Origin of the sequence: Bacillus sp. CGMCC 1.16541 (assembly GCF_003184905.1) — a bacterium.
Taxonomy (GTDB): domain Bacteria; phylum Bacillota; class Bacilli; order Bacillales; family Bacillaceae_H; genus Priestia.
Window position 1 is genome coordinate 82,131 of sequence record NZ_QFRU01000010.1, and the last position, 22,382, is coordinate 104,512.

19 protein-coding genes and 1 pseudogene are annotated in these 22,382 nt (G+C 38.3%); 17 read left to right on the forward strand and 3 right to left on the reverse strand.

Features of this window, described 5'->3' with window-relative positions; all coding sequences use genetic code 11:
• Nucleotides 1-3 precede the first annotated feature (3 nt).
• Entirely contained in the window at nt 4-369 is a 366-nt protein-coding gene (locus DIS06_RS11655) for a response regulator transcription factor (RefSeq protein WP_110113451.1), read from the forward strand.
• Nucleotides 356-3,196 (forward strand): ATP-binding protein, encoded by a 2,841-nt coding sequence (locus DIS06_RS11660; protein WP_110113452.1) that lies wholly within the window; start codon nt 356-358, stop codon nt 3,194-3,196. The genes DIS06_RS11655 and DIS06_RS11660 overlap by 14 nt, the downstream gene beginning before the upstream one ends.
• 117 nt (nt 3,197-3,313) lie before the next feature.
• Here DIS06_RS11660 and DIS06_RS11665 read toward each other — a convergent pair whose 3' ends face one another.
• Both DIS06_RS11665 and DIS06_RS20750 read right to left on the reverse strand, forming a co-directional pair.
• Nucleotides 3,314-4,360, reverse strand: a complete 1,047-nt coding sequence (locus tag DIS06_RS11665) for an HD-GYP domain-containing protein (RefSeq protein ID WP_110113453.1) — start codon at nt 4,358-4,360, stop codon at nt 3,314-3,316.
• Between the two features lie 171 nt (nt 4,361-4,531).
• Nucleotides 4,532-4,654: a hypothetical protein gene (locus DIS06_RS20750; protein WP_275425428.1), complete on the reverse strand. Its 123-nt coding sequence runs from the start codon at nt 4,652-4,654 to the stop codon at nt 4,532-4,534.
• 179 nt (nt 4,655-4,833) lie between these two features.
• Between DIS06_RS20750 and DIS06_RS11670 the strand changes: the two genes are divergently transcribed.
• From DIS06_RS11670 to DIS06_RS11705, 8 genes are all read left to right on the forward strand, one after another.
• Nucleotides 4,834-5,529, forward strand: coding sequence for a response regulator transcription factor (locus DIS06_RS11670; RefSeq protein ID WP_110113454.1), 696 nt, complete (start codon nt 4,834-4,836; stop codon nt 5,527-5,529).
• A gap of 1 nt (nt 5,530) precedes the next feature.
• Complete coding sequence (locus tag DIS06_RS11675; protein WP_110113455.1) at nt 5,531-6,883, forward strand: sensor histidine kinase; 1,353 nt, start codon at nt 5,531-5,533, stop codon at nt 6,881-6,883.
• Nucleotide 6,884: 1 nt separating this feature from the next.
• Nucleotides 6,885-7,586, forward strand: a complete 702-nt coding sequence (locus DIS06_RS11680; RefSeq protein ID WP_110113456.1) for a PepSY domain-containing protein — start codon at nt 6,885-6,887, stop codon at nt 7,584-7,586.
• A 94-nt stretch (nt 7,587-7,680) separates the two neighbouring features.
• Nucleotides 7,681-8,226: a PepSY domain-containing protein gene (locus DIS06_RS11685; RefSeq protein ID WP_110113457.1), complete on the forward strand. Its 546-nt coding sequence runs from the start codon at nt 7,681-7,683 to the stop codon at nt 8,224-8,226.
• Nucleotides 8,227-8,791: 565 nt separating this feature from the next.
• Nucleotides 8,792-9,595, forward strand: coding sequence for an alpha/beta fold hydrolase (locus tag DIS06_RS11690; protein ID WP_239422033.1), 804 nt, complete (start codon nt 8,792-8,794; stop codon nt 9,593-9,595).
• A gap of 163 nt (nt 9,596-9,758) precedes the next feature.
• On the forward strand, nt 9,759-10,841 hold the full coding sequence (locus DIS06_RS11695; RefSeq protein ID WP_110113458.1) for a Fe(3+) ABC transporter substrate-binding protein: 1,083 nt from the start codon (nt 9,759-9,761) through the stop codon (nt 10,839-10,841).
• A gap of 2 nt (nt 10,842-10,843) precedes the next feature.
• The gene (locus DIS06_RS11700; RefSeq protein WP_110113459.1) at nt 10,844-12,490 is read left to right on the forward strand and encodes an ABC transporter permease; all 1,647 of its coding nucleotides are present in this window, start codon (nt 10,844-10,846) and stop codon (nt 12,488-12,490) included.
• Complete coding sequence (locus DIS06_RS11705; RefSeq protein ID WP_110113460.1) at nt 12,487-13,185, forward strand: ABC transporter ATP-binding protein; 699 nt, start codon at nt 12,487-12,489, stop codon at nt 13,183-13,185. The genes DIS06_RS11700 and DIS06_RS11705 overlap by 4 nt, the downstream gene beginning before the upstream one ends.
• Nucleotides 13,186-13,264: 79 nt before the next feature.
• Here DIS06_RS11705 and nhaC read toward each other — a convergent pair whose 3' ends face one another.
• On the reverse strand, nt 13,265-14,692 hold the full coding sequence (gene nhaC / locus DIS06_RS11710) for a Na+/H+ antiporter NhaC (RefSeq protein WP_110113461.1): 1,428 nt from the start codon (nt 14,690-14,692) through the stop codon (nt 13,265-13,267).
• A 291-nt stretch (nt 14,693-14,983) separates the two neighbouring features.
• Here nhaC and hppD point away from each other — a divergent pair, with 291 nt between their 5' ends.
• From hppD to DIS06_RS11745, 7 genes and pseudogenes are all read left to right on the forward strand, one after another.
• On the forward strand, nt 14,984-16,099 hold the full coding sequence (gene hppD, locus DIS06_RS11715; RefSeq protein WP_110113462.1) for a 4-hydroxyphenylpyruvate dioxygenase: 1,116 nt from the start codon (nt 14,984-14,986) through the stop codon (nt 16,097-16,099).
• A gap of 92 nt (nt 16,100-16,191) precedes the next feature.
• The gene (gene hisC / locus DIS06_RS11720; RefSeq protein ID WP_110113463.1) at nt 16,192-17,304 is read left to right on the forward strand and encodes a histidinol-phosphate transaminase; all 1,113 of its coding nucleotides are present in this window, start codon (nt 16,192-16,194) and stop codon (nt 17,302-17,304) included.
• The gene (locus DIS06_RS11725) at nt 17,301-17,924 is read left to right on the forward strand and encodes a flavin reductase family protein (protein WP_110113464.1); all 624 of its coding nucleotides are present in this window, start codon (nt 17,301-17,303) and stop codon (nt 17,922-17,924) included. The genes hisC and DIS06_RS11725 overlap by 4 nt, the downstream gene beginning before the upstream one ends.
• Nucleotides 17,921-18,876 (forward strand): annotated as a pseudogene (locus DIS06_RS11730) (fumarylacetoacetate hydrolase family protein). Before DIS06_RS11725 ends, DIS06_RS11730 begins: the two are co-directional and overlap by 4 nt.
• Complete coding sequence (locus tag DIS06_RS11735; protein ID WP_110113466.1) at nt 18,839-19,999, forward strand: homogentisate 1,2-dioxygenase; 1,161 nt, start codon at nt 18,839-18,841, stop codon at nt 19,997-19,999. Before DIS06_RS11730 ends, DIS06_RS11735 begins: the two are co-directional and overlap by 38 nt.
• A gap of 95 nt (nt 20,000-20,094) precedes the next feature.
• Nucleotides 20,095-20,682, forward strand: coding sequence for a histidine phosphatase family protein (locus DIS06_RS11740; RefSeq protein ID WP_110113467.1), 588 nt, complete (start codon nt 20,095-20,097; stop codon nt 20,680-20,682).
• A 315-nt stretch (nt 20,683-20,997) separates the two neighbouring features.
• Complete coding sequence (locus DIS06_RS11745) at nt 20,998-22,377, forward strand: YjiH family protein (protein ID WP_110113468.1); 1,380 nt, start codon at nt 20,998-21,000, stop codon at nt 22,375-22,377.
• The last annotated feature ends 5 nt before the right edge of the window (nt 22,378-22,382 follow it).

The window sequence follows — 22,382 nt, forward strand, 5'->3', positions numbered from 1 at the left end:
AGCATGGCAAGGATTTTATTGGCTGAAGATGAATCAGTCTTACGTATGCTTGTTGTAGACACGTTAGAAGATGAAGGGCACGAGATCGTTGAAGCGTGTGATGGGCAAGAAGCATTGAACAAAATCCACACAGACGGTCCATTTGATTTACTCATTCTTGATTATATGATGCCTGTTTATACAGGGCTCGAAGTGGTGCAAAAGATGACACATGATTCAAAAACAAAAGTTTTAATGCTTTCAGCTAAAAGTCAACATACAGATCGTGAGCGTGTATTGAATGCAGGGGCAACGTCGTTTATGTCCAAACCATTTAGTCCGTTAGAGCTTGTGAAAAAAGTAGAGGAACTTTTACATGAAAAGAACTAGAAAATTTTCTGCACAATTTTTATGGATTGTTGGCTCATTCGTTCTTTTGTTTTTAGTTGGAATGAGTGTGTTATTAAGTTATCAATCTGTTATTACAGCCACTTATGAAGAGGAAAATAGAGAGCTAGAGAAAAGAAGGAAGTCTGTTGCAAAGATTGACAATTCATTTACACAAGCTGTTGCACAGTCGAGGGGATATATTGCTTTTTCTAATACACAAATGCTTGATGATGCATTCAAGCAGGAAAAAGTCATAAAGCAAGAAATAGTAAATCTTTCTCAACTTGCTAAAGTAGAGACTGACTTGCTTTTTGTGAATGAAGTGTCTTCTTTTTCTACATTCTATTTTCGTTCGTTAATTAAAGATGGAGTGACAATTTATCAAGATAAAGGGTTAGAGGCATTACGAGAGTTTGTACAAAAAGGCAATTCTTCTGAACAAGTCGCAAATTTTAATGACTATGTAAAACAATATCGAGAGAGCATTAATAAGCAAATTGATGACAACTCAACATTATTAGTTAAACAGTTAAATCAAAGTCAGTGGCTCTTTGTAGGGTATTTACTACTTGTATTAGCAGGGTTGTTTTATATGACAAGAGTGATGTTAAAGCGAATTGGTCAACCTTTAGAGAAATTAGCAATGATAGCGGTAGAGGTTGAGCAAGGCAAGGTTGTCATGTTGCCAGAAGCAGTAGAGCGTACAGATGAAATTGGGACGCTAACGAGTGCCTTTTCAAAGATGGTCAAACGTTTGCAAGCAAATGAAGAAGAAGTGACGGCTCAAAATGAAGAGTTGGTTGCTCAACAAGATGAGTTGCAGTCACAACAAGATGAACTGCACTATGCATTAACATTGATGAAGCAACGGGAACTCGAACTCGAAGCACGAAACGAGTTTACGCATGGATTAGCGGATACACTTGATCAACAAAAGCTTCTTCAAAGTGTTGTTGAAAACATGGCAAGAGTCATTAAGGCTGAACATGGGTTTATTGTATCAATGATGAATCTAAACGAGTATGCGTCTGTCGGCTTGACGAAAACAGCGGTCGCTCAGGTTCTTGAAAACATTGACAATGGTTACGTTGAGAAAGTAAAAGAACAGAAAAAGTCTTTTACGATTAAGCGAGTATGTGAACCTAGTGAAAAAATCTATCACGAAGGTCATTTATACATGTATGACTTAATTGTACCTGTGTTATCGCTTGAAGATGAAGTCATTTCATGTATGTTTTATAGTCGATATAGTGAGCCTTTTACTGAAAGAGACTTAGAGTTATGTGAAGCGTTGTCTAAACAAATAAGCATTGCTTTAGAGAAGATACATGTATATGAGGAAACGGAACACGACCGCTTATTGTATCAAGATATTTTAAATTCGATTCATGAAGGTGTTCAGTTATTTAGTAAGTCGGGAGTTATCTTACAAGTGAATACAACGATGTGTGAATTGTTTGATTGTCCACCGCCTCGGCAAATGTTACATCATACATTTGATGAGTGGTCTCAGAAGCTTTTATGGGATGTGAAAAATGGTGAACGACTTGTTCACTATATGAAAAGCATGCTAGAGGGAGAAGGAGAGGTTGGTCAAACGTTTATTTATGAAATGAACCAAGAAACAAAGCGAAAAGTGATGCAAGTTTATTGCGAACAAGTGTATCGTAATAACAAGAAATATGGAGTCATTTTCGTGCATCGAGATATTACAAAAGAGTACGAAGTGGATGAAATGAAGTCCGAGTTTGTGAGTACCGTAAGTCATGAATTACGTACACCACTTGCGAGTGTGTTAGGGTTCACAGAGTTAATGTTAAATAAGGAGTTAAAGCCTGAGCGACAAAAGAAATATTTAACGACAATTTATCAAGAAGCAAAACGGCTAACTGCTTTAATCAATGATTTTCTAGATGTGCAGCGGATGGAAGCGGGTAAGCAATCGTATGAAAAAAAGCAAGAAGATATTGTATCTATTGCGAAGCAAGTCATTCAAGCACAAGAGATAGCTGTTTCGGCTCATACCATTGATTTGGTTACAAAGACGGAACATAGCTTTGTGCTAGGAGACCGAGATAAACTCATTCAAGTGTTTAATAATTTGTTGAATAATGCTATTAAATATTCACCAGAAGGCGGCAAAGTCCTTGTTTTAATTGAGGAACGTGATCAACAACTTTGTGTCGATGTGAAAGATGAAGGGATTGGGATTCCTCCTGAATCGATTGATCAATTGTTTATGAAGTTTTATCGTGTAGATAATTCGGATATGAGAAAAATTGGTGGTACCGGACTTGGTCTTGCGATTGTAAAAGAAATCATCAAAGCACATGGTGGGAATATCACTGTTCAATCTGAATTAAAAAAAGGAAGTACATTTACAGTAAGCTTGCCATTGATTAGCAAGCCGAAAAAAGTCCATACGTCTCATAAGAGAGAGCAAGAGCATGCCAATGTAGTCATCATTGAAGATGATCAAAGTTTAGCAACGCTACTACAAGAAGAGTTGAAAGAACGAGGATTTTATGTGCAATATTTTAATAACGGTGAAGATGCGTTGACATTCATTGAAGGTTCTCCACCACAAGCTATCGTGTTAGATCTGATGTTAAAGGAAAATGAATTAGATGGATGGGCGATATTAGAGAAGCTTAAAAAAGATGAAAGATTGGCGACCATTCCAATTTTTATCTCTTCGGCATTAGATGAACAAGAAAAAGGTCTTGCTCTCGGAGCGCAGTATTACTTAACTAAGCCTTATCAGCCTAGTCAATTATCGAAGGCTATTATACAGGTGGTGCTCAATAAGCATGATTCATCTAGTTAGATGGTAGAGGATCTTAAAGAAGTAGAGCGAGTTCCAACGCGATATAAAACCATTAGTTCATGAAAAGAAGCTGAGTCAAATGAGGGGAGTACCTTTCCCAAGTTTGACTCAGCTTCTTTATCTTTCTATCAATCGAACCATTTGTAGTGAAGGAAACATGCGTAGATCCACATATGCATCTTCGATTTTAACTAGTGGTTTATGAGGTTCATTGTCGTGGATAAAAATGATTTCACCAATGCGACCGTCACTCAGTTCAATTTCAGATCCAATAAATTGTCTGATGACGTATTGAACGAGCGGAAAAACGATGGCACGATTTAACCGGTTGTTTGTCACTTCTTTTATCAATTCATGTACGACATCAAACATTGGCTTTTTATCTTGATACACTCTTTTAGATAGCATAGCGTCAAAGGCATCTGCTACAGAAATAATTTGAACGAGAAAAGGGATGTCTTTTTCTTTCAATCCTTTCGGGTATCCAGAGCCATCAATACGTTCGTGGTGTAATAACGCAGCATCTTTAATATGTTGTTCAATGACATTCATACTACGGAGTAATTCGTACCCATGTGTTGTATGACGTTTTATTTGTTCCCACTCTTCAGTTGTTAAGGGGGCTGACTTATCTAGAATCCGTTTATCAATCATCATTCGTCCGATGTCGTGAAACAAACCCATTCGTCCAAGCAATAAACATTCGTTGTGAGAGCGTTTTAATATTTTGCCAATTAAAGCACTGATAATCCCCACGTTTAAGCTGTGACTATACACATATTCTTCGTAACTATCTTCCTTTTGAATATGATTTAATACAGCTAAGTCTTCCATTGAGTTTTCTAGTAGATAGTCATAATTCTTTGTTAGATGAGAGAAGTCGATGTGAGTCATTGGTTTCGTTGTGACTTGACTAAATGTATGTTTAATCGCTTGAAAGCATAGCTGATAACTTTTTTCTGTTTTCATTGTTCGTGCTTTTAATAAATGATTTGCATCCTCAACAACGGCAATCTTTTTACCGAAGCTGTATCGCTGCAGGATAAGAATATGAGACTCTGTTAATTCTATGCCTTTTTTTAACAATAAAACGCCTTGATCTGAATGGATATCTTGGGCAAGTTTCTCTCCAACTAACCCAAAAGAAACGGGATACTTTGCCATCTATACCACTCCTTATTTAGTTTTTCATGTTTATATATATGTATATACGTATAGTGAGGGGACATATAAATGACAAGATTTACGTACTGTCTCTAAGTAATAAAAAAATCGTATATTATAAATATAGCATATCTATATAGAGTTAAATAAGTATTTTTAACTATGAATAGATTAAAAATGTATGTTTATTGAGTACAAAGAACCATTTGGTAGATTAGAAAACAATTCTTTTGCTTCCCGTAATCCCCAATCAAAATGACGTTCGACTGATTGTATAAGCTCTGCTTGCATCATCATAATCCTCCTCGCTTTTGGCATTTTATATCTTACTGTTGAAATTACCTATTTTAAAAAAGTTTAAAATTAAATCATCGAAAAATTTAGAAACTTAAAAGGTGCAAGTGGGTATTGTAAGGTTTTTAGTTTGTCGTGGTATACTGCAACCAAAGAGAAAAGGTGTAGGAGCGAGTGAGATGAAAAAAAAGCATATTTTAATTGTAGAAGATGAAGTAAAAATTGCCCGTGTTATTAAATTGGAATTAGAGTTTGAAGGGTATCAAGTTGACACAGCTGAAACAGGCTTAGAAGGATTAGAAAAAATAAAAGAAGGACAATGGGACCTTGTACTACTAGATGTAATGTTGCCTGAATTAAATGGAATGGAAGTGTTACGTCGTATCCGTATGTTGGATGTAGGGTTACCTGTTATTTTACTAACGGCCAGAGATTCAGTTATTGATAAAGTAAATGGACTTGATCAAGGTGCTAATGATTATATAACAAAGCCTTTTCAAATTGAAGAATTATTAGCTCGGGTGAGAGCTTGTTTACGTATGAATCAAGTTGTGAGAAAAGAAGAGTTAGAAGATGAACAACTCCGAGTAGCCAATTTAATGGTTGATGAAAAAACCCGTGAAGTGAAGCGAGGAGATATGAATATCGAGTTAACACCGAGAGAGTTTGATTTGCTTGTTTATCTTCTTCAACATGAAAATCAAGTGTTAAATCGAGAACAAATTTTATCAGCGGTATGGGGATTTGATTATTATGGAGATACGAATGTAGTCGATGTATACATTCGTTACTTACGAAAAAAGATTGATCAACCGTTTGATCAACCACTTATTCATACCGTTCGAGGCGTTGGTTACACATTAAAGGAGTTGTAATATGAAGTTAAATCATAAAATTCAGCTCTTTACAACGGTTTGGCTACTTGTCATTTTATTGATTGTAAATATGTCTATTTATGTTCTTTTCTACAAAGTGACAACCAATGGTGAGTTAGAGCGAATAACGAATCAAACAGAAAGCATCGCCTCTGGATTAAAGAATGAAAATATTAACCCAAGAGATTTGATTTTAGCGTCATTATCACCAAATGAAATGGTGCGTGTCATTGACCAAGAGTTAAAAGCCGAGATGGGCTTTACAAACGAAAAGCGTTATCCAAAATTAATTAAGCCCGTTTACAAAACAAAGCAAGAGGCGGTAATACGCAAAGTTGAAGGAGATCTGTATGCATCAGTGTACTTGCCTATCATATGGTCAAATGGAGAAGTTTTGACATTAGAAGTGACAGAACAAATTAAAACTGCACAGTCAAATTTAGCGATGCTTCGACTTGTGTTAATTGTCGCATCATTGGTAGTCCTTATTCCTGCCTTTTTCGCCGGTAGGATGTTAAGTAATCTTATTTTAAAGCCAATTCAATCAATGATTTCAACAATGGAAGAAATTCAACGAAAAGGAATGTTCCGTAAAATTGAGCTGCACGAGCAGTCTAATGATGAGCTATTTAAAATGGCTAATACATTTAATAAGATGATGGATCTTTTACAACGTAACTTTGATAAGCAACAACAATTCGTATCGGATGCGTCTCATGAGTTAAAAACTCCGTTAACGGTCATTGAAAGTTATGCTCAGCTGTTGAAAAGATGGGGAACGAAGCGGCCTGATGTGTTAGAAGAATCAGTTGAAGCGATTCATTCAGAAGCGATTCGCATGAAAGAGATGACGCAGCAAATGTTAGCTTTAGCCAATAATGATGCGGAGTGGAATGTGGCAAGAGAACGAGTAGATGTTTATAAATTATGTATAGAAACAGGGAAACAGCTACAAGAAGCATACGGACGATATATTCGGACAACCTCTACAGAGAAACAGATTATGGTAATTGGAGATCATCAAAAATTAAAACAAGTTCTCGTTATTTTATTAGACAACGCTATGAAATATAGTGAGCAAGAAATTGATGTGACAGCATCTGTTGAAAATGATACAGCGATTATTTCAGTTATCGATCGCGGAGTAGGAATTCCAGCAGAGGATGTTGATAAAATTTTTGATCGTTTTTTTAGAGTGGATAAAGCAAGAAGCCGCCAAACAGGAGGAACAGGGTTAGGATTGTCAATTGCAAAGCGAATTGTTGATGCACATGATGGTCAGATTATTGTAGAAAGTGAAGAAGGAAAAGGAACAACAGTCATTATGAAGCTGCCGATGAAGGGGGAAAATTAATATGCGCAAAAAGATAATGGTTATTGTTGGAGGTATTGTCCTTCTTTTCGGAATTATTGTTGGAACAAAACAAATCATTGCAAAAAATGAGCCACTTTTAACAGAAGCTGAAGTGAAAGAAATTGTTCGTGATCGATATACAGGCACAATTCAAGGTGTAGAGTTAAATGAAGCAAAAGAAATGTACACATTAACGGTTGAAAATGAGCGTGGATTGTATGATGTGAAAGTACATGCTGTGTCTGGTGAGATTGGTCAGTTAACACTAGTGGAGAAGAAGGAAACAAAGCCTGTTGAAAAGAATGAACCAGGGCCAAAGGTGAAGGAAGAAGAAGCGAAAGAGCGTGCGTTAAAGCAAGTAAACGGAAAAGTAGAGTCAGTGAAATCAACTACGACCGAGCAAGGTTCTTTTTATGAAATTGTCATTGTGAATGACAGTGGAAAGCATAAAGTTCAAGTGAATGCAGAGAATGCAGAAGCGAAAGTAGTTGAAACATCTCAGCCGAAACAAGTATTAATCGATGAAAATCGTGCAAAGCAAATTGCGCTTGAACAAGTAAAAGGTGTAGTTGAAGAAGTAGAACTGAGAGATGAGAATGGAGTTAAAATGTATAAAATTGAGATTGAAGCATCTTCAGGAGAAGACGCAGCTGTATATGTAAATGCATATACGGGAGAATTTACGATTAGCTGGGATGATTAATTATTTTCTCATCAAATTTTAATCTTTCTCTCCTTTTTCTTTAATGTGACAGCTTTAAGATAAAGTTGAACATAAATTAAAGGAGGAAACAAACATGAAAAAATTAATCGTTACAACAGCAGCAAGTGCATTATTAATCGGAGGAATCGGCTTTGGAGCAAGCGCAATGAAGAGTGATCAACAAGATGATGTAAAAGCATATGTACAACAAGGGGAAGCAAAACAAAAAATTAGTGTAGAACAAGCGAAAGCAAGTGCATTAAAAGCCGTTCCTGGTACAGTAAAAGAAGTGGAGTTAGATAAAAAAGACGGTCGTCTTGTTTACGAGGTAGAAGTAAAACATAACGGAGATGACAAAGATGTGTACGTAGATGCGTACACAGGGAAAGTATTAAATCAATTTAATGATGACAACGACGATAACAAACAGGTTGAAAACCAAACACAATCTTCTTTCATCACAAAAGAGCAAGCAAAACAAATCGCGTTAAAGCAAGTAAAAGGAACAGTTGAAGAAGTAGAGTTAGATGATGAAGATGGTCAAAACGTGTATGAAGTTGAAATTGAAACGAATGATGATGATGTAACAGTATATGTATCAGCTGAAAATGGTGAAGTAATTACTATTGATTGGGATTAATCAATGTGGTGTTACATTTTTAGTGGATAAAAGAGAGTGGGACATAACGAAATGATTCCTTCTCAAAAACGAACAATACCGTTTCTGTCATCGTGATGTTGCAACAACAAGTTCGTTCCATTTCGCTCTAGCCACTCGCTTTCCGCGGAGAGGAACCTGAGCCTCCTCGTTCCTGTAGGGGTCTCAGCCGTTCCTCTATTTCCCGCAGGAGTCGAGTGTCCTATGCTCCATTCCACTATTCTTTTAAACTTGTTTTTTAATCAAAAAATGAGGCTGACTCAAAAGGTTGAATAAATTCGATCTGAGAGTCGCCTCTTTTACTCACCATTTCTCTGACTATAGTAGGTCTTGATGAAACAGTACATTAACGTATTTTTGTCGAAATGTCGCTAAAATCATAAAAAAATGTTGAAAACGCTATCAAAATATGTTTTTATAGAACTAGGCATAACAATGATAACCCTAGAGGGACATGTTTCCACCTCCTTATTCGTAAGGAGGCTTTTTTATGAGAGAAAAAACTGGTGTATACTAACGATAACAACTTCAAACGGAGGAATGTTTGATGAAATGGATGTTAATCGTTACAGTGATACTTGGGTTGATTCTCTTTTTTGCTTTTCAACCATCAAAGCCGGTTTTATCAACCAATCGACTGCCTGTTTTATTTGTACACGGTTATTTAGGAAGTGAGCGAAGCTTAGGTACAATGATAAAACGGTTTGAACAAAATGGGTGGGGAAAGAAAATCGCTGTATGTGAAGTGCAAGAAGATGGGACGTTGCATTGGAAAATGTTCAACATGGCAAAAGGGGACGAGTTGCCACTTGTGCAGGTGATTTTTAAAGATGCATCAAACAGTGTGGAGCAACAAGCAAAATGGCTGAACGAAGTGGTGAAGCAAGTAAAGAAAGAGACCAATAAAAACGAAGTGTATCTCGTTGGACATAGTATGGGAGGTCTTGCTTCAACAGCTGCGGTTTTATATGAAAAAACACCAGTTGAAAAGCTTGTGACTCTTGGATCACCGATGAAAGGGTTAGAATACAAGCAATTAATGAAACACTATCCAAACGCACGAAATTTTCAGCAGTCAAAAGGAGCGCAGGATTTACAGTACGGATCCAAAGCGTTACAAACGTTAGAGAAGTACGGACGGAATTTAACCATTCCCGTGTTCTCTGGTGCAGGTGATATTGGAGATGGAACCGATCAAGTTGTGACAATTGAGAGTGCATACGGGCTTCAAGACGTTACTTCTACTATAGAAGTAATGACGTTTCCAGTCAGTCACTCCGCATTACATGAAAGCAAAGAAGTAGACCGAGCAGTGTATGAATTTTTACTTGAAGAGAGCGTCTCATCGTGAGCGTTCTCTTTTTTCGTTGATTCATTTGTCCATGGTTTTCGTATAAAAAGAACAGAAAAATTGAAATTCTTGTTGACGGAACAAAAATATATCGATATTATAGTAAATAACAAGTGATAATAATTATCATTATCGAACATCAAATGTAAAGGCGGAAAGAAAAATGTACATAAAAAAGCTATTAAAACCATTTATTGCAACGACAGCTTTAACATTAGCGCTTGCTGGATGTGGAGCGGGAAATAATACGACTGAGGGCGAAAAAGAGAGCGCTCCCAAAGAAAAGCAAGAAGAAAAAGTAGTGAATGTGTATACAGCACGACACTATGAAGCGGATGAGCAAGTGTATAAAGACTTCACAGAAGAAACAGGTATTAAAGTAAATGTTGTAAAAGGTGAAGCAGAAGAGTTAATTGAACGTTTAAAGCGTGAAGGCGAAAGCACACAAGCAGATTTATTCATCACAGTTGACGGAGGCGTTCTTGCTCATGCAAAAGAAAACGACATCCTTCAACCTGTTGAATCTGATGTCATTAATGAAAATGTTCCAGCAAACTTACGTGATAAAGAAAACAAATGGATTGGGATGTCTACACGTGCTCGTGTCATTGTATACGCAAAAGATCGTGTGACACCAGATCAGTTATCAACATATGAAGACTTAGCAACAGATAAATGGCAAGGAAAAGTACTTGCTCGTTCATCAACAAACTTATACAACCAATCTCTTTTAGCATCATTTATTGAATTAAATGGTGAGCAAGCAGCAGAAGAGTGGGCAGCAGGAATCGCGAAAAACTTTGCACGTCAACCAGACGGTGGTGACCGTGACCAAGCGAAAGCAATCGCAGCTGGTACAGGTGATGTAGCCATAATGAACACATACTATGTAGGTCTTATGGCTAACTCAGCAGATGCTGAAGAAGCAAAAGTAGCAGAGCAAATCGGCGTATTCTTCCCGAACCAAGAAACAAATGGTACACACATTAACGTAAGTGGTATCGGTTTAACAAAGCATAGTAAACATCCAAACAATGCAACACAACTTATTGAATACATGACAGGTAAAGAAGCACAAGAATACTTATCTGCTAATAACTATGAGTTCCCTGTAAACCCTGAAGCAGAAAAGCCAGAACTTCTTCAATCATGGGGCGAGTTCAAAGCTCAAGAACTTAACTTCGACACATTAGCAGAACATAACCAAAAAGCAATCGAAGTCTTTAATAAAGTAGGCTGGAAGTAAAAATGGAAACCAAATCTATTAAACGCTTTCTTCGTAAAGATTTTAATGGATGGTGGTTGATAAGCATGATTGGGGCGGCAATAATATTGCTGCCCATCTTGTTTATCTTTTTGTCTATCTTCCAGGAACCGAATGAGAACTGGTTTCAAATTCGCCAGTATTTATTAAAAAACTATGTTGCCAATACCGTCATACTTGTCCTATTAACAGGCATTTTTACAGCGACTTTAGGAGTAAGTCTCGCATGGTTAATTGCAGCCTATGACTTTCCATTAAGACGCTTTTTTCGTTGGGGGCTTATTTTACCTCTTGCAATTCCACCATACATTGCAGCTTATACGTATCGAACGATGCTTAGCTACACAGGTGTGGTGCAAACAACGCTTCGCAATCAGTTTGATTATCAAGTGAATCCAGAGATTGTTGCGATTTCATCTCTTCGAGGAGCCGTATTTATTTTTACAATCTTTTTGTTTCCATATGTATATATTATGAGTCGAGCTTTTTTAGAAAGCCAAAGTTCATCGTTTTTTGAGAATGCGAGACTACTAGGACGTAAGCCATTTGCGATTTTCCTAAAAGTCGTTCTTCCATTATCAAGACCAGCAATCGTAGCTGGAGCGGTACTTGTTATTTATGAAGTATTAAGTGATTATGGTGTAACGAGTTATTTTGGCATTCATACGGTGACAACGGCGATCTTTCAAACGTGGTTTGGCATGTATGATGTGAATTCAGCGATGCGTCTTGCGGCATGGTTAATGGTCATTATTGTCGGATTGTTTTTTATTGAAAAGCTGCTTCGACAAGGAAGACGTTATCACTTAAGCAACAAAGCAAGGCCGCTTAGTCGTATGAAGTTAAAAGGAATAAAAGCGGCTGTTGCGTTTACGTATTGCTTCGTCATCTTCTTATTAGGTTTCTTTATTCCCGTGATTCAGCTTATTGTATGGGCAGGGATGACGTTTGAGAAAGTATGGAACGAAACTTTCTTTACACTTCTTTATCAAACTCTTTATGTAGGAGTTATTGCGACACTTTTGATTCTTGTATTTGCAGTCATTATTGCGAATGTGACTCGTTCACATTCTCCCGCTTCATATGTGTTGTCAAAGCTTGCGACTACAGGGTATTCGATTCCAGGTGCTATTATTGCCATTGGAGTGTTAGCGATCTTCATCGAGCTTGATGGGGCACTTGCACCATTTTACTCGTACATGGGATGGGGAACCGCACCATTAATTCTTAGTTTATCGCTTGTGATGCTCATTGTTGGATACGTCATTCGATTTATGGCGACAGGTTACAATGCAGTAGAAGTAGGCTTTGAGCGAATTGGAACGAAGTATACAGAAGCGTCGAGAACACTAGGGTATGGAGTAACGAAAACGTTCTTTAAAATTGATTTACCGTTAATTAGAGGGGCTTTATTTAGTGGTTTTATTTTAACATTTGTTGAAATTGTTAAAGAGTTGCCGCTCGCGCTATTGTTAAGACCGTTTAATTTTGATACACTCGCAACGAAAACATATCAGTATGCAAAAGATGAGCAAATTTATGAAGCAGCTACCTCGTCTTTAATGATTATTGTCATAAGTGCTTTATCGATTATCGCATTTCAAATGATTGACAAGAAGGTGAAGAAATGAAGATTATGAGTATCGAAAATTTAACCTTTTCTTTTTCAAAAGCCAATAATCCCGTTATTCACCAATTTTCGTTCTCCATGGACGAAGGGGAAATTGTGGGGGTGCTTGGGCAAAGCGGTAGTGGGAAAAGCACGCTGCTCAGATTGATTTCTGGATTAGAAGTGCCAATAGAAGGGACGATTGAAATTGCGGGAACAACTGTAGCGGATCATAAAGTATTTGTTCAACCTGAAAATCGTGGTGTCGGAATGGTGTTTCAAGATTATGCGCTGTTTCCTCATATGACAGTAAAAGATAACATTTTATTTGGGTTGTCACGTCTTCCGCGCAAAGAGCGTCACAATCGAGTAGTGGAGATGTTAGAACTTGTACAAATGAAGGAATATGAAAAACGATATCCACACGAATTAAGTGGTGGACAGCAACAGAGAATTGCCCTCGCGCGCGCACTTGCGCCTCAACCGAAGTTACTATTAATGGATGAACCATTCAGTAATTTAGATGCGAGCTTACGAGAGTCCATTCGTGATGAGCTTCGTTCCATTTTGAAAGAAGCAAATATGACCTGTATCATTGTGACACATGATCGTGAAGACGTCGAAGCGATTTGTGACCGAAGTATCTTGTTCGGTGAAACTAGGGGAAAGTTCCCGGCGGCAAGAGAAACTGGACCTAAACTTACATTTGTTCAATAAGAAGAGGGTGTCTCAAAAGGAAAGAATCGCTCCTTTTGAGACACCCTTTTGCACATTAAAAGCAATTTGCGATTGATTTTTAGCCTTGCGCTACTTTTGGATCGGGTGATTCATCGATTTGTACTTGCTGTCCTTCAGGTGGAAGCGGAGTTAATGTGAAACCTGTATACCCGTAGATAATGGCGATAATTGGACTAATGAAGCCAATGAACGTAAACATGACATATTCAGCTCCAACACCAAGTGTCGTCATAATAAATGCTCCTGTTACGCCCCAAGGAATTAAAGCGTGCATAATCGTGCCTGCATCTTCAAGTGTACGAGAGAGGTTTTTAGGATGTAATCCGACTTGTTTGTATGATGACTCAAGCAGCTGACCTGGAAGTACAATGGATAAATATTGTTCACCAACTGCTGCATTAATGCCAAAACAGGACAGAACGGTCGTGACGATGACGTTTCCTTTCTTTGTTAAAAACCCTTTCAAACCAAGAAGAATCGCTTCTGCTAATCGCATCTCTTTAATAAGACCACCCAAAGAAAGCGCTATCAATATTAAGGATACGCCGAACATCATACTCGATAATCCACCGAGTGATAGAAGTTTATCGATTGATTCGACCCCTGTTTTCGCTGTGTAACCAAAATGAGCAGTAGCCATAATTTGACCTAATGTTGTACCAGGTGATGTGAAAAAAGCTGTGATGACAGCAACGAATAAGCCGATAACAAGCGATGGGATGGGGCTTACTTTTCGAACAGCTAAGATGATGATAAGCAATGGTGAAAGTAATGTGAGAGGAGAAATTGTAAATTCCTCGTTTAACGTTGCTAGCATTGATGCAAGTTGGTCTAGCTCTACATTTTGACTTGTTGACCAGCCTAACACTCCAAAGATGATGAGCGTAATGAGTAAGCTTGGAATCGTTGTCCAAAGCATGTGTTTAATGTGTTCGAAAATATTTACCTTTGCGGTAGCGGATGCTAAATTTGTTGTGTCTGATAAAGGTGATAGTTTGTCTCCAAACATCGCTCCACATACAATGGCACCAGCAGTCATTGCTGGTGAAACATTTAATCCGTATGCAGCCCCCATTAACGCGACACCGACTGTTCCCATCGCACTCCAAGAGCTCCCAGTGACAAGAGCTGTAACGGAACAAATTAAAACAGTACTCACTAAGAAGAAATCTGGCGATAAGAACGTAAGTGAATAATAAGTGATTGTTGGAACGGTTCCACTTAAGATCCATACTCCAATCAGCATCCCGATTAAAGATAAAATGAGAATGGCAGGTATACCAGAAAAGATTCCTTTTGCCATTGCACGTTCGAGTTCTTTCCACTTGTAACCGAGTGTCAGTCCATATAGGCAAACAAGAACTGCGGCAAATACAATTGGAATTTGCGGTGCTACTTCATAATGTAAAATGCTAATGCCTAAAAGTGTAATAATGACAACCATGAGTAAGCTTGAGACAAGAAAAGACGGCTGTTGCCTCTCCATTAAAATCCCCCTTTAATAAGCGATACTAATCAACCAGCGCAATGGTTATCCTCACCTCCTTATTTAGATTAACAACATGGAAACAGTGAATACGAAAATAGTATAAAGAATATTCAGATGATTATCAATTATTTTTGGTAACGCTTTCATGTATTTTCGCTTTAGTGTATTTCCTTGTAGAACTTCACCACAAAAACGCATTACTCCGCACTCTTGCATGAATGATTTTAGATAAGATACATTTTATTCAGAAGATTTAAATCATTATAAAAATGTAGGAGGCATGATTTTATGGCAAAATCATCGTTACAAATGAACTCAAAAGTACAAGATTTTTTTCCGATTCAAGACGTGCATCATTTTGAACTTTATGTAGGAAATGCAAAACAAGCAGCTCACTACTATTGCCGTGCATTTGGGTTTAAGTTTGTTGGCTACAAGGGGCCAGAAACAGGTAGCCGCGAGAAAGTATCCTATTTACTTCAACAAAATAAAATTCGCCTTGTCTTGACGTCTTCATTATCAAAAGATCACGAAGTAGGTCGTTTCGTTACACTTCATGGAGATGGTGTAAAAGACGTAGCGCTTGTATTTGACGATGTAGAGTCTGCTTACAATGAAGCGGTTAAACGAGGTGCAATTGAAATTATGCCTCCGAGAGAATTTAAAGATGAGAATGGCACGTTAAAACACGCCATTATCGGTACGTATGGGGATGCACAGCATAGTTTGATCGAACGTAAAGACTACAAAGGATTGTTTATGCCTGGGTTTGAAGCTGCTGAATATGAAATTCCACATGAGTCAACAGGTTTAATTGCAGTGGACCACGTTGTTGGAAATGTGGAGAAGATGGAAGAATGGGTTTCATATTATGAAAACGTTCTAGGTTTTAAACAAATGATTCATTTTGATGACGATGACATTAGCACAGAATATTCAGCTTTAATGTCAAAAGTCATGTACAAAGGTGGACGAATTAAGTTCCCGATTAACGAGCCAGCGAATAAAAAAGGAAAATCGCAAATTCAAGAGTACTTAGATTACTACAACGGAGCAGGTATTCAACATATCGCTCTTTTAACAGATGACATTATTGATACCATCACAAAAATGCGTGCCAACGGGATCGAATTTTTAGACACACCAGATACGTATTACGAAATGTTATCAGAGCGTGTTGGGGAAATCGATGAAGATATGGAGAAGCTTCGTGAGAATCGTATTTTAGTAGACCGTGATGATGAAGGTTATTTATTACAAATCTTCACAAAGCCGATTGTGGATCGCCCAACACTATTTGTTGAAATCATCCAACGTAAAGGAGCGATTGGATTCGGAGAAGGAAACTTCAAAGCATTATTTGAGTCCATCGAGCGAGAACAAGCACGTCGCGGTAACTTATAATTGATCCATCTAAGCGGATGTCACTCCCTCTCATACGGGTAGTGGCATCCGCTTTAGGTGAATGATGAAGCATGTACAAAGGAGGAGAGATTATGATTAAGAGCACGATTCTGACACGAAATGAGATTCAAAATCTAGCGGTCTATGTGCCAGGAAAACCAATTGAAGAAGTACAGCGAGAGCTAGGACTTGAAAAAGTAATCAAGCTTGCGTCGAATGAAAACCCGTTTGGTTGTTCACCTCTTGCATACGAAGCGATGAAAGAAGAACTGTCGCAAATGCCTTTTTATCCTGAATCGATGGCGCCAAAGCTTGCAGAAAGGTTAAGTGAAAAATTACATATTGAAAAAGACCATTTTATTTTTGGGAATGGATCAGATGAGATTATCCGTTTATTGACGAGAAGCTATATTCGTCACGAAGATGAAGTAATCATGGCAGATGTGACGTTTCCACGCTATGAGACGAATGTCATCATTGAAGGTGGAAAACCCGTAAAGGTACCTCTTCAAGAAGGGGTTCATCATTTAGAGGGGATGATCGCAGCTATTACAGATAAAACGCGTATGATCTTTGTTTGCAACCCTAATAATCCAACAGGAACCATTGTGTCAAAAGAAGAACTCCAGTCGTTTATTGAACGTGTTCCGCCACATATTTTACTTGTGTTAGATGAAGCTTATTACGAATATGTTTCAGCAAAAGATCGCTTAGACACAGTTGCGTTATTAAAGCATTATCACAATCTGATTCTTTTACGTACATTTTCTAAAATTTATGGCCTTGCTGCTTCTCGCATCGGTTACGGCATGATGCATCCTCGTATCGTTGCAGAGTTAGTAAAAGTAAAAGAGCCATTTAATACAAACCGTATTGCACAAGCAGGGGCTTATGCATCGTTAGCTGATGACGCGTTTGTTCAAACATGTGTGGATCGAAATCGTAAGGGGCTTACGTATATTGCAGAACAAGTAAAACAGCTCGGATTGAACTATTTTCCTTCACACGCCAACTTTTTAATGATTCATCTAGACCATCCGGGTGATGAAGTGTTTTCAGGTCTTTTAAAGCAAGGTGTTATCATTCGGTCGGGCTCTTTATTGGGGTATCCCAATACAATTCGCGTGACGATTGGTACGCAAGCCGAAAACGAAGTGTTTATTCAAGCCTTACAAACCGTATTAGGAAAGAAGGGATCACTGTGAAGCTAGAACCAAGTTCATTACATTGGAAAGAGGCATATAAGTTGTTGATTGGTTCGGTGTTACCAAGACCAATCGCATTCGTTTCAACAATTGATGAAAAAGGAAATGCAAACTTAGCCCCGTTTAGCTTTTTTACAGGAATTTGTGCTGAGCCGATGATGGTTTGTTTTGCACCGATGCTACGAGGAACAGACGGAGCGAAAAAGGATACACTTCGTAACATTGAACAGACCAATGAGTTTGTCATTAATGTAGTAGGCGAAAGCATTGTAGAGCGAATGAATGATACGGCCATCGAATTTGACTCTCATGTGGATGAATTTGTAGAGACTGGACTAACAAAAGTACCTAGTGAAATTGTTAAACCGTATCGTGTAAAAGAAAGCGATGTGCAGCTAGAGTGTGTACTCCGTCAAATCCTTCATTTTGGTGATCAGCCGGGTGCTGGAAGCTTAGTGATTGGGCAAGTTGTTTGTGTTCATGTGAAAGGTGCACTTTATGAAAGTGGAAGAATTAATACGGAGAAGTTAGCTCCCGTTGGTCGTTTAGCAGGTGCCACTTATACGAGAGCTGCAAGTGACACGTTCGTATTAGAGCGAAAGAGAGAAACGAAGAAATGAAGTTTATTACGTTTAAAACAAAAGAGGGTCAAGAGCGGGTTGGAGTTGTGCAGGGAAGCAAAGTCATCGATTTATATGAAGAGAGTAATGGAGCGTTGCCTGCTCAATTAAGTACGATCATTGAAAGTTATTCTAAATATGAAGAACAACTAAAAGTGATTGTTGAAAAAGGGGAAACACATTGCTTGCTTGAAGAGGTTACGCTTTTAGCTCCGATTCCTGCACCCTCAAGTGTGCGTGATTTTTATGCGTTTGAAGAGCACGTGAAAACCGCACGTGCAAAGCGTGGACTTGAGATGATACCGAAGTGGTATGAATTTCCTGTGTTTTATTTTACGAATCACCGTGCAATTATCGGTCCAAATGAAGAAGTAGAATTCCCATCATCGTGTCAGTGGGCAGATTATGAATTAGAAGTGGCATGTGTTATTGGAAAAGAAGGGAAAAACATCTCTGTCGAAGAAGCAGACGACTATATTTTTGGATACTGCATCTTAAATGACTGGAGTGCACGTGATATTCAGCGTGAAGAAGTAAAGGTGGGACTTGGTCCGGCAAAAGGAAAAGATTTTGCGACATCAATTGGGCCTTACCTCGTTACGAAAGATGAGCTTGAACATAAGCGAGTACAGAATCGATATGACTTAGAAATGACCGCAACAGTAAACGGCACATTGTTGTCAAAAGGAAATATGAAAGACCTTTACTATAGCTTTAGCCAAATGATTGCGAGAGCATCTGAAGGAACAATTTTATATCCAGGAGATGTGATTGGTTCAGGTACGGTTGGAACGGGTTGTCTTTTAGAGTTAGGTACAGAGGTCCATCGTTGGTTACAATCAGGAGATGTTGTCGAGCTAGCCATTGAGGAATTAGGTGTATTGCGTAATACAGTGAAATAAGGAGGAGAAGAAATGACATTTTATCGTCAAATGGGGAACATTCCTCGTAAGCGTCATACAATGTTTCGTAAAGCAGACGGTTCTCTTTATCGCGAGCAAGTGATGGGAACAAAAGGCTTTTCTGGTGTGCAGTCTATTTTGTATCACCACCATGCGCCAACTGCAATGGCGAAAGCGGAACTAGTTGGTTCTGCCATGCATGAATATGAAGAGCAAGGGCCGCTTTGTCATCGTCATTTCGAAACGAGTCGTCTTGAAAAAGGTGGGGATGCAGTAAAGGAGCGCACGTACTTACTTGGAAATGATGACGTGGTGATTGGGATAGTCGAACCAACAAAAGAAATGGACTATTTTTATCGAAACAGCGATGGTGATGAAATCCTATTCATTCATTATGGAACAGGTAAGGTGGAAACGGTATTTGGTACATTAACATATGAGCCAGGCGATTATGTGATGATTCCGATGGCAACCATTCATCGTATTATACCAGATGAAGGCGAAACGAAAATGCTTGTCATTGAGACAATGAGCCATGTGACAACGCCGAGACGTTATCGAAATGAATTTGGTCAGTTACTCGAGCATAGTCCATTTTGTGAGCGTGATTTCCGTGGCCCTGAAACGTTAGACACGCACGATGAACAAGGGGAGTATATCGTCTTAACGAAGTCACGTGGTTATTTGCATAAGCATACCTTTAATCATCATCCGCTTGATGTTGTGGGATGGGATGGCAATATTTATCCATGGATTTTTAACATTCGTGATTTTGAGCCAATCACAGGGCGCATTCATATGCCACCGCCGATTCATCAAACGTTTGAAGGACATAATTTCGTTATTTGTTCATTCTGTCCAAGATTATATGACTATCATCCAGAAGCCATTCCAGCACCGTATTTTCATAGTAATGTTGATAGTGATGAAGTTCTTTACTATGTGGAAGGAAATTTTATGAGTCGAAAAGGAATTAATGAAGGATCAATTACACTTCATCCACTAGGTATTCCACATGGTCCACATCCAGGTAAAATTGAAAATAGCATTGGAAAAAAAGAAACATTAGAACTAGCTGTGATGATTGATACATTCCGTCCGTTAAAAGTAATTCAACAAGCACACGCAGTTGAAGATGAGCAATATCGTTACAGTTGGATTGAAAAACCGTAAAAGTACAGGAGCTAGTAAAGCAGCTAGCTCTTTTTTATGATGAGTTGATGATATACTAATTGTATGAACAACATGTTAAGAGAGGATGAACGACCATTTTATACTTAGTAAGGCATGGTGAAACGGACTGGAATAAACAACGATTAATTCAAGGACACTCAAATATCCCGTTAAATGAAGAAGGAAGGAAGCAAGCAAAGAAAGTAGCTGAAGCATTTCGTCATAAACAAGTGGATGTGATGTATTCTAGTGATTTGCTTCGTGCATATGAGACAGCACTTGAAATTGCAAAAGTGGTTGCGATTGAAGAAGTGAAAACATGTGAGAGGTTACGAGAACGCTCATTTGGGGACTTGGAAGCACAAGCGGTGTCAAAACTAGAGGAGCTTGTACCTGGTTACGGAACGAACTGGGGAAGTGAGTCTGTCTATCGTATGGAACGATTAGAAGATGCTCAAAAACGACTGACAGACCGCCTTGTTGAGATTATAGAAGAAGCAAAAGAGAAGCATATAGTCGTTGTGAGTCATGGTGCCATCATTAACCTTTTTATTCATTTTGTCACGAATGGAGAAGATGGAACAGGAAAGCGACACCTTGAAAATACGTCGATTAGTACGTTTAACTATCAAGAAGGAAACTGGCAAGTGATCGAAATAAATAATCACGACCATCTTTTATAAAGTACAGAACATTCTGTGCTTTTTATTTTTGGTAAAATGTATAAAAATACGGTTGTTTTTAATCTTTATTCAAGTTATACTACATATAAATAATTATTCTATTAAATTAATAAAAATACAGCTGTATACTAATAGAAAAAGAGATGAGAAAGTTTTCTTTAGCAAATTAATAGACTAAAACATGATAAAACCAATGAATAAATTTATTTTTCAGAAAATTATTGCTATCTTTTGTGGAGGAATGTAACATTGAGAGCGTATACAGGAAAAACAAAAAAGTTATGCTAACAAACTATGAGATTGGAGGAATGAACGATGGAATTAAAAAAGGAGGAGATATACTCCCAACCGCTTGAGAAGCCATCAGCAAGTCACTATGCAAAATTTATCATCCCATCTTTATTAGGTATCATCTTATTTTTAATTCCGGTAAAAGTGGATGGAAAGGTAACGATTGTATTAGGGGTTATGGCCGATGCGTTAATGGGGGCAGTTGGAAGCTATATACCGAGTATAATGGTCGGTGTGTTAGTCATCGCTGCGATGGGTTCGCTGTTTGCCAAACTTGTACAACCCTCATTTGTTAACAACAGTCCGATGCTAAAGAGTTTGTTTCAAGTCGAGTGGCTTTGGGTCGTATTACGTGTAGTAGGAGCTATCTTTGCGGCACTGACGTTGTTTGAAGCGGGACCAGAAGCAATTTCATCGAAGTTTACAGGTGGAACGGTTTTATTCGACTTAATTCCAGTTTTAACTCTTTGGTTTTTCTTCGCAGCACTATGCATGCCGTTGTTACTGGAGTATGGATTAATGGATTTCATCGGGACACTTGTACGAAAAGTGATGTATCCGTTATTTAAATTACCAGGTCGTTCATCAATTGATGCGATGGCGTCTTGGATGGGAAGCGGTACAGTTGGTGTTTTAATTACAACGAAACAATATGAAGAAGGTTATTATACACAGCGTGAAGCAGCAGTTATTGCGACGAACTTCTCGGTCGCGTCGATTGCATTTAGTTTAGTCATTGCAAAGTTTATTGGTATTGATCACATGTTTGTGCCGTTTTATTTCACTGTAGTCGTAGCAGGTGTGTTAACTGCCATTATTTGTCCGCGTATTCCACCTCTTTCTCGTAAAAAGGACGAGTATTACGGACCGGTTGGCAAGCAAATTGATGAAGCTGTACCAGCAGGTGTTTCATCATTTCAATGGGGGTTACAGCAAGCGGTTGAAAAAGCAAGCAAAGCAGATGGGCCGAAAGCGGTTATTAAAAAAGCCATCCATAACGTACTTGATATTTGGTTAGGGTTGATCCCTCTTGTGATGGCGCTTGGAACGATGGCGTTAATCGTGGCAGAGTATACATCCGTATTTACGTACTTATCGTATCCGTTTGTTCCACTTCTTTCATTGCTTCAAATTCCAGAAGCCGCACAAGCAGCTCCTGCGATGATCGTTGGATTTGCCGATATGTTTTTACCAGCTGTTGTGGGCAGCGGAATTGAATCAGAATTAACTCGCTTTGTCATTGCGTGTGTATCATTAACACAAATCATTTACATGTCAGAGATCGGTATTTTACTCTTAAAGTCAAAAATTCCAGTTAGTTTCCTAGAACTATTTATTATTTTCTTACAACGTACGCTTATTTCACTACCAATTATCGCATTATTAGCACACATACTTGTTTAAGGAGG

Excerpts from the sequence above, each read along its gene's own strand:
- hisC (WP_110113463.1), top strand. The coding sequence starts at position 16,192 with ATGATTAAGAGCACGATTCTGACACGAAATGAGATTCAAAATCTAGCG.
- DIS06_RS11680 (WP_110113456.1), top strand. The coding sequence starts at position 6,885 with ATGCGCAAAAAGATAATGGTTATTGTTGGAGGTATTGTCCTTCTTTTC.
- DIS06_RS20750 (WP_275425428.1), bottom strand. The coding sequence starts at position 4,654 with ATGATGCAAGCAGAGCTTATACAATCAGTCGAACGTCATTTTGATTGG.
- DIS06_RS11690 (WP_239422033.1), top strand. The coding sequence starts at position 8,792 with ATGAAATGGATGTTAATCGTTACAGTGATACTTGGGTTGATTCTCTTT.
- DIS06_RS11665 (WP_110113453.1), bottom strand. The coding sequence starts at position 4,360 with ATGGCAAAGTATCCCGTTTCTTTTGGGTTAGTTGGAGAGAAACTTGCC.
- DIS06_RS11705 (WP_110113460.1), top strand. The coding sequence starts at position 12,487 with ATGAAGATTATGAGTATCGAAAATTTAACCTTTTCTTTTTCAAAAGCC.
- DIS06_RS11695 (WP_110113458.1), top strand. The coding sequence starts at position 9,759 with ATGTACATAAAAAAGCTATTAAAACCATTTATTGCAACGACAGCTTTA.
- nhaC (WP_110113461.1), bottom strand. The coding sequence starts at position 14,692 with ATGGAGAGGCAACAGCCGTCTTTTCTTGTCTCAAGCTTACTCATGGTT.
- DIS06_RS11675 (WP_110113455.1), top strand. The coding sequence starts at position 5,531 with ATGAAGTTAAATCATAAAATTCAGCTCTTTACAACGGTTTGGCTACTT.
- DIS06_RS11700 (WP_110113459.1), top strand. The coding sequence starts at position 10,844 with ATGGAAACCAAATCTATTAAACGCTTTCTTCGTAAAGATTTTAATGGA.
- DIS06_RS11685 (WP_110113457.1), top strand. The coding sequence starts at position 7,681 with ATGAAAAAATTAATCGTTACAACAGCAGCAAGTGCATTATTAATCGGA.
- DIS06_RS11670 (WP_110113454.1), top strand. The coding sequence starts at position 4,834 with ATGAAAAAAAAGCATATTTTAATTGTAGAAGATGAAGTAAAAATTGCC.
- DIS06_RS11660 (WP_110113452.1), top strand. The coding sequence starts at position 356 with ATGAAAAGAACTAGAAAATTTTCTGCACAATTTTTATGGATTGTTGGC.
- hppD (WP_110113462.1), top strand. The coding sequence starts at position 14,984 with ATGGCAAAATCATCGTTACAAATGAACTCAAAAGTACAAGATTTTTTT.
- DIS06_RS11735 (WP_110113466.1), top strand. The coding sequence starts at position 18,839 with ATGACATTTTATCGTCAAATGGGGAACATTCCTCGTAAGCGTCATACA.
- DIS06_RS11655 (WP_110113451.1), top strand. The coding sequence starts at position 4 with ATGGCAAGGATTTTATTGGCTGAAGATGAATCAGTCTTACGTATGCTT.
- DIS06_RS11745 (WP_110113468.1), top strand. The coding sequence starts at position 20,998 with ATGGAATTAAAAAAGGAGGAGATATACTCCCAACCGCTTGAGAAGCCA.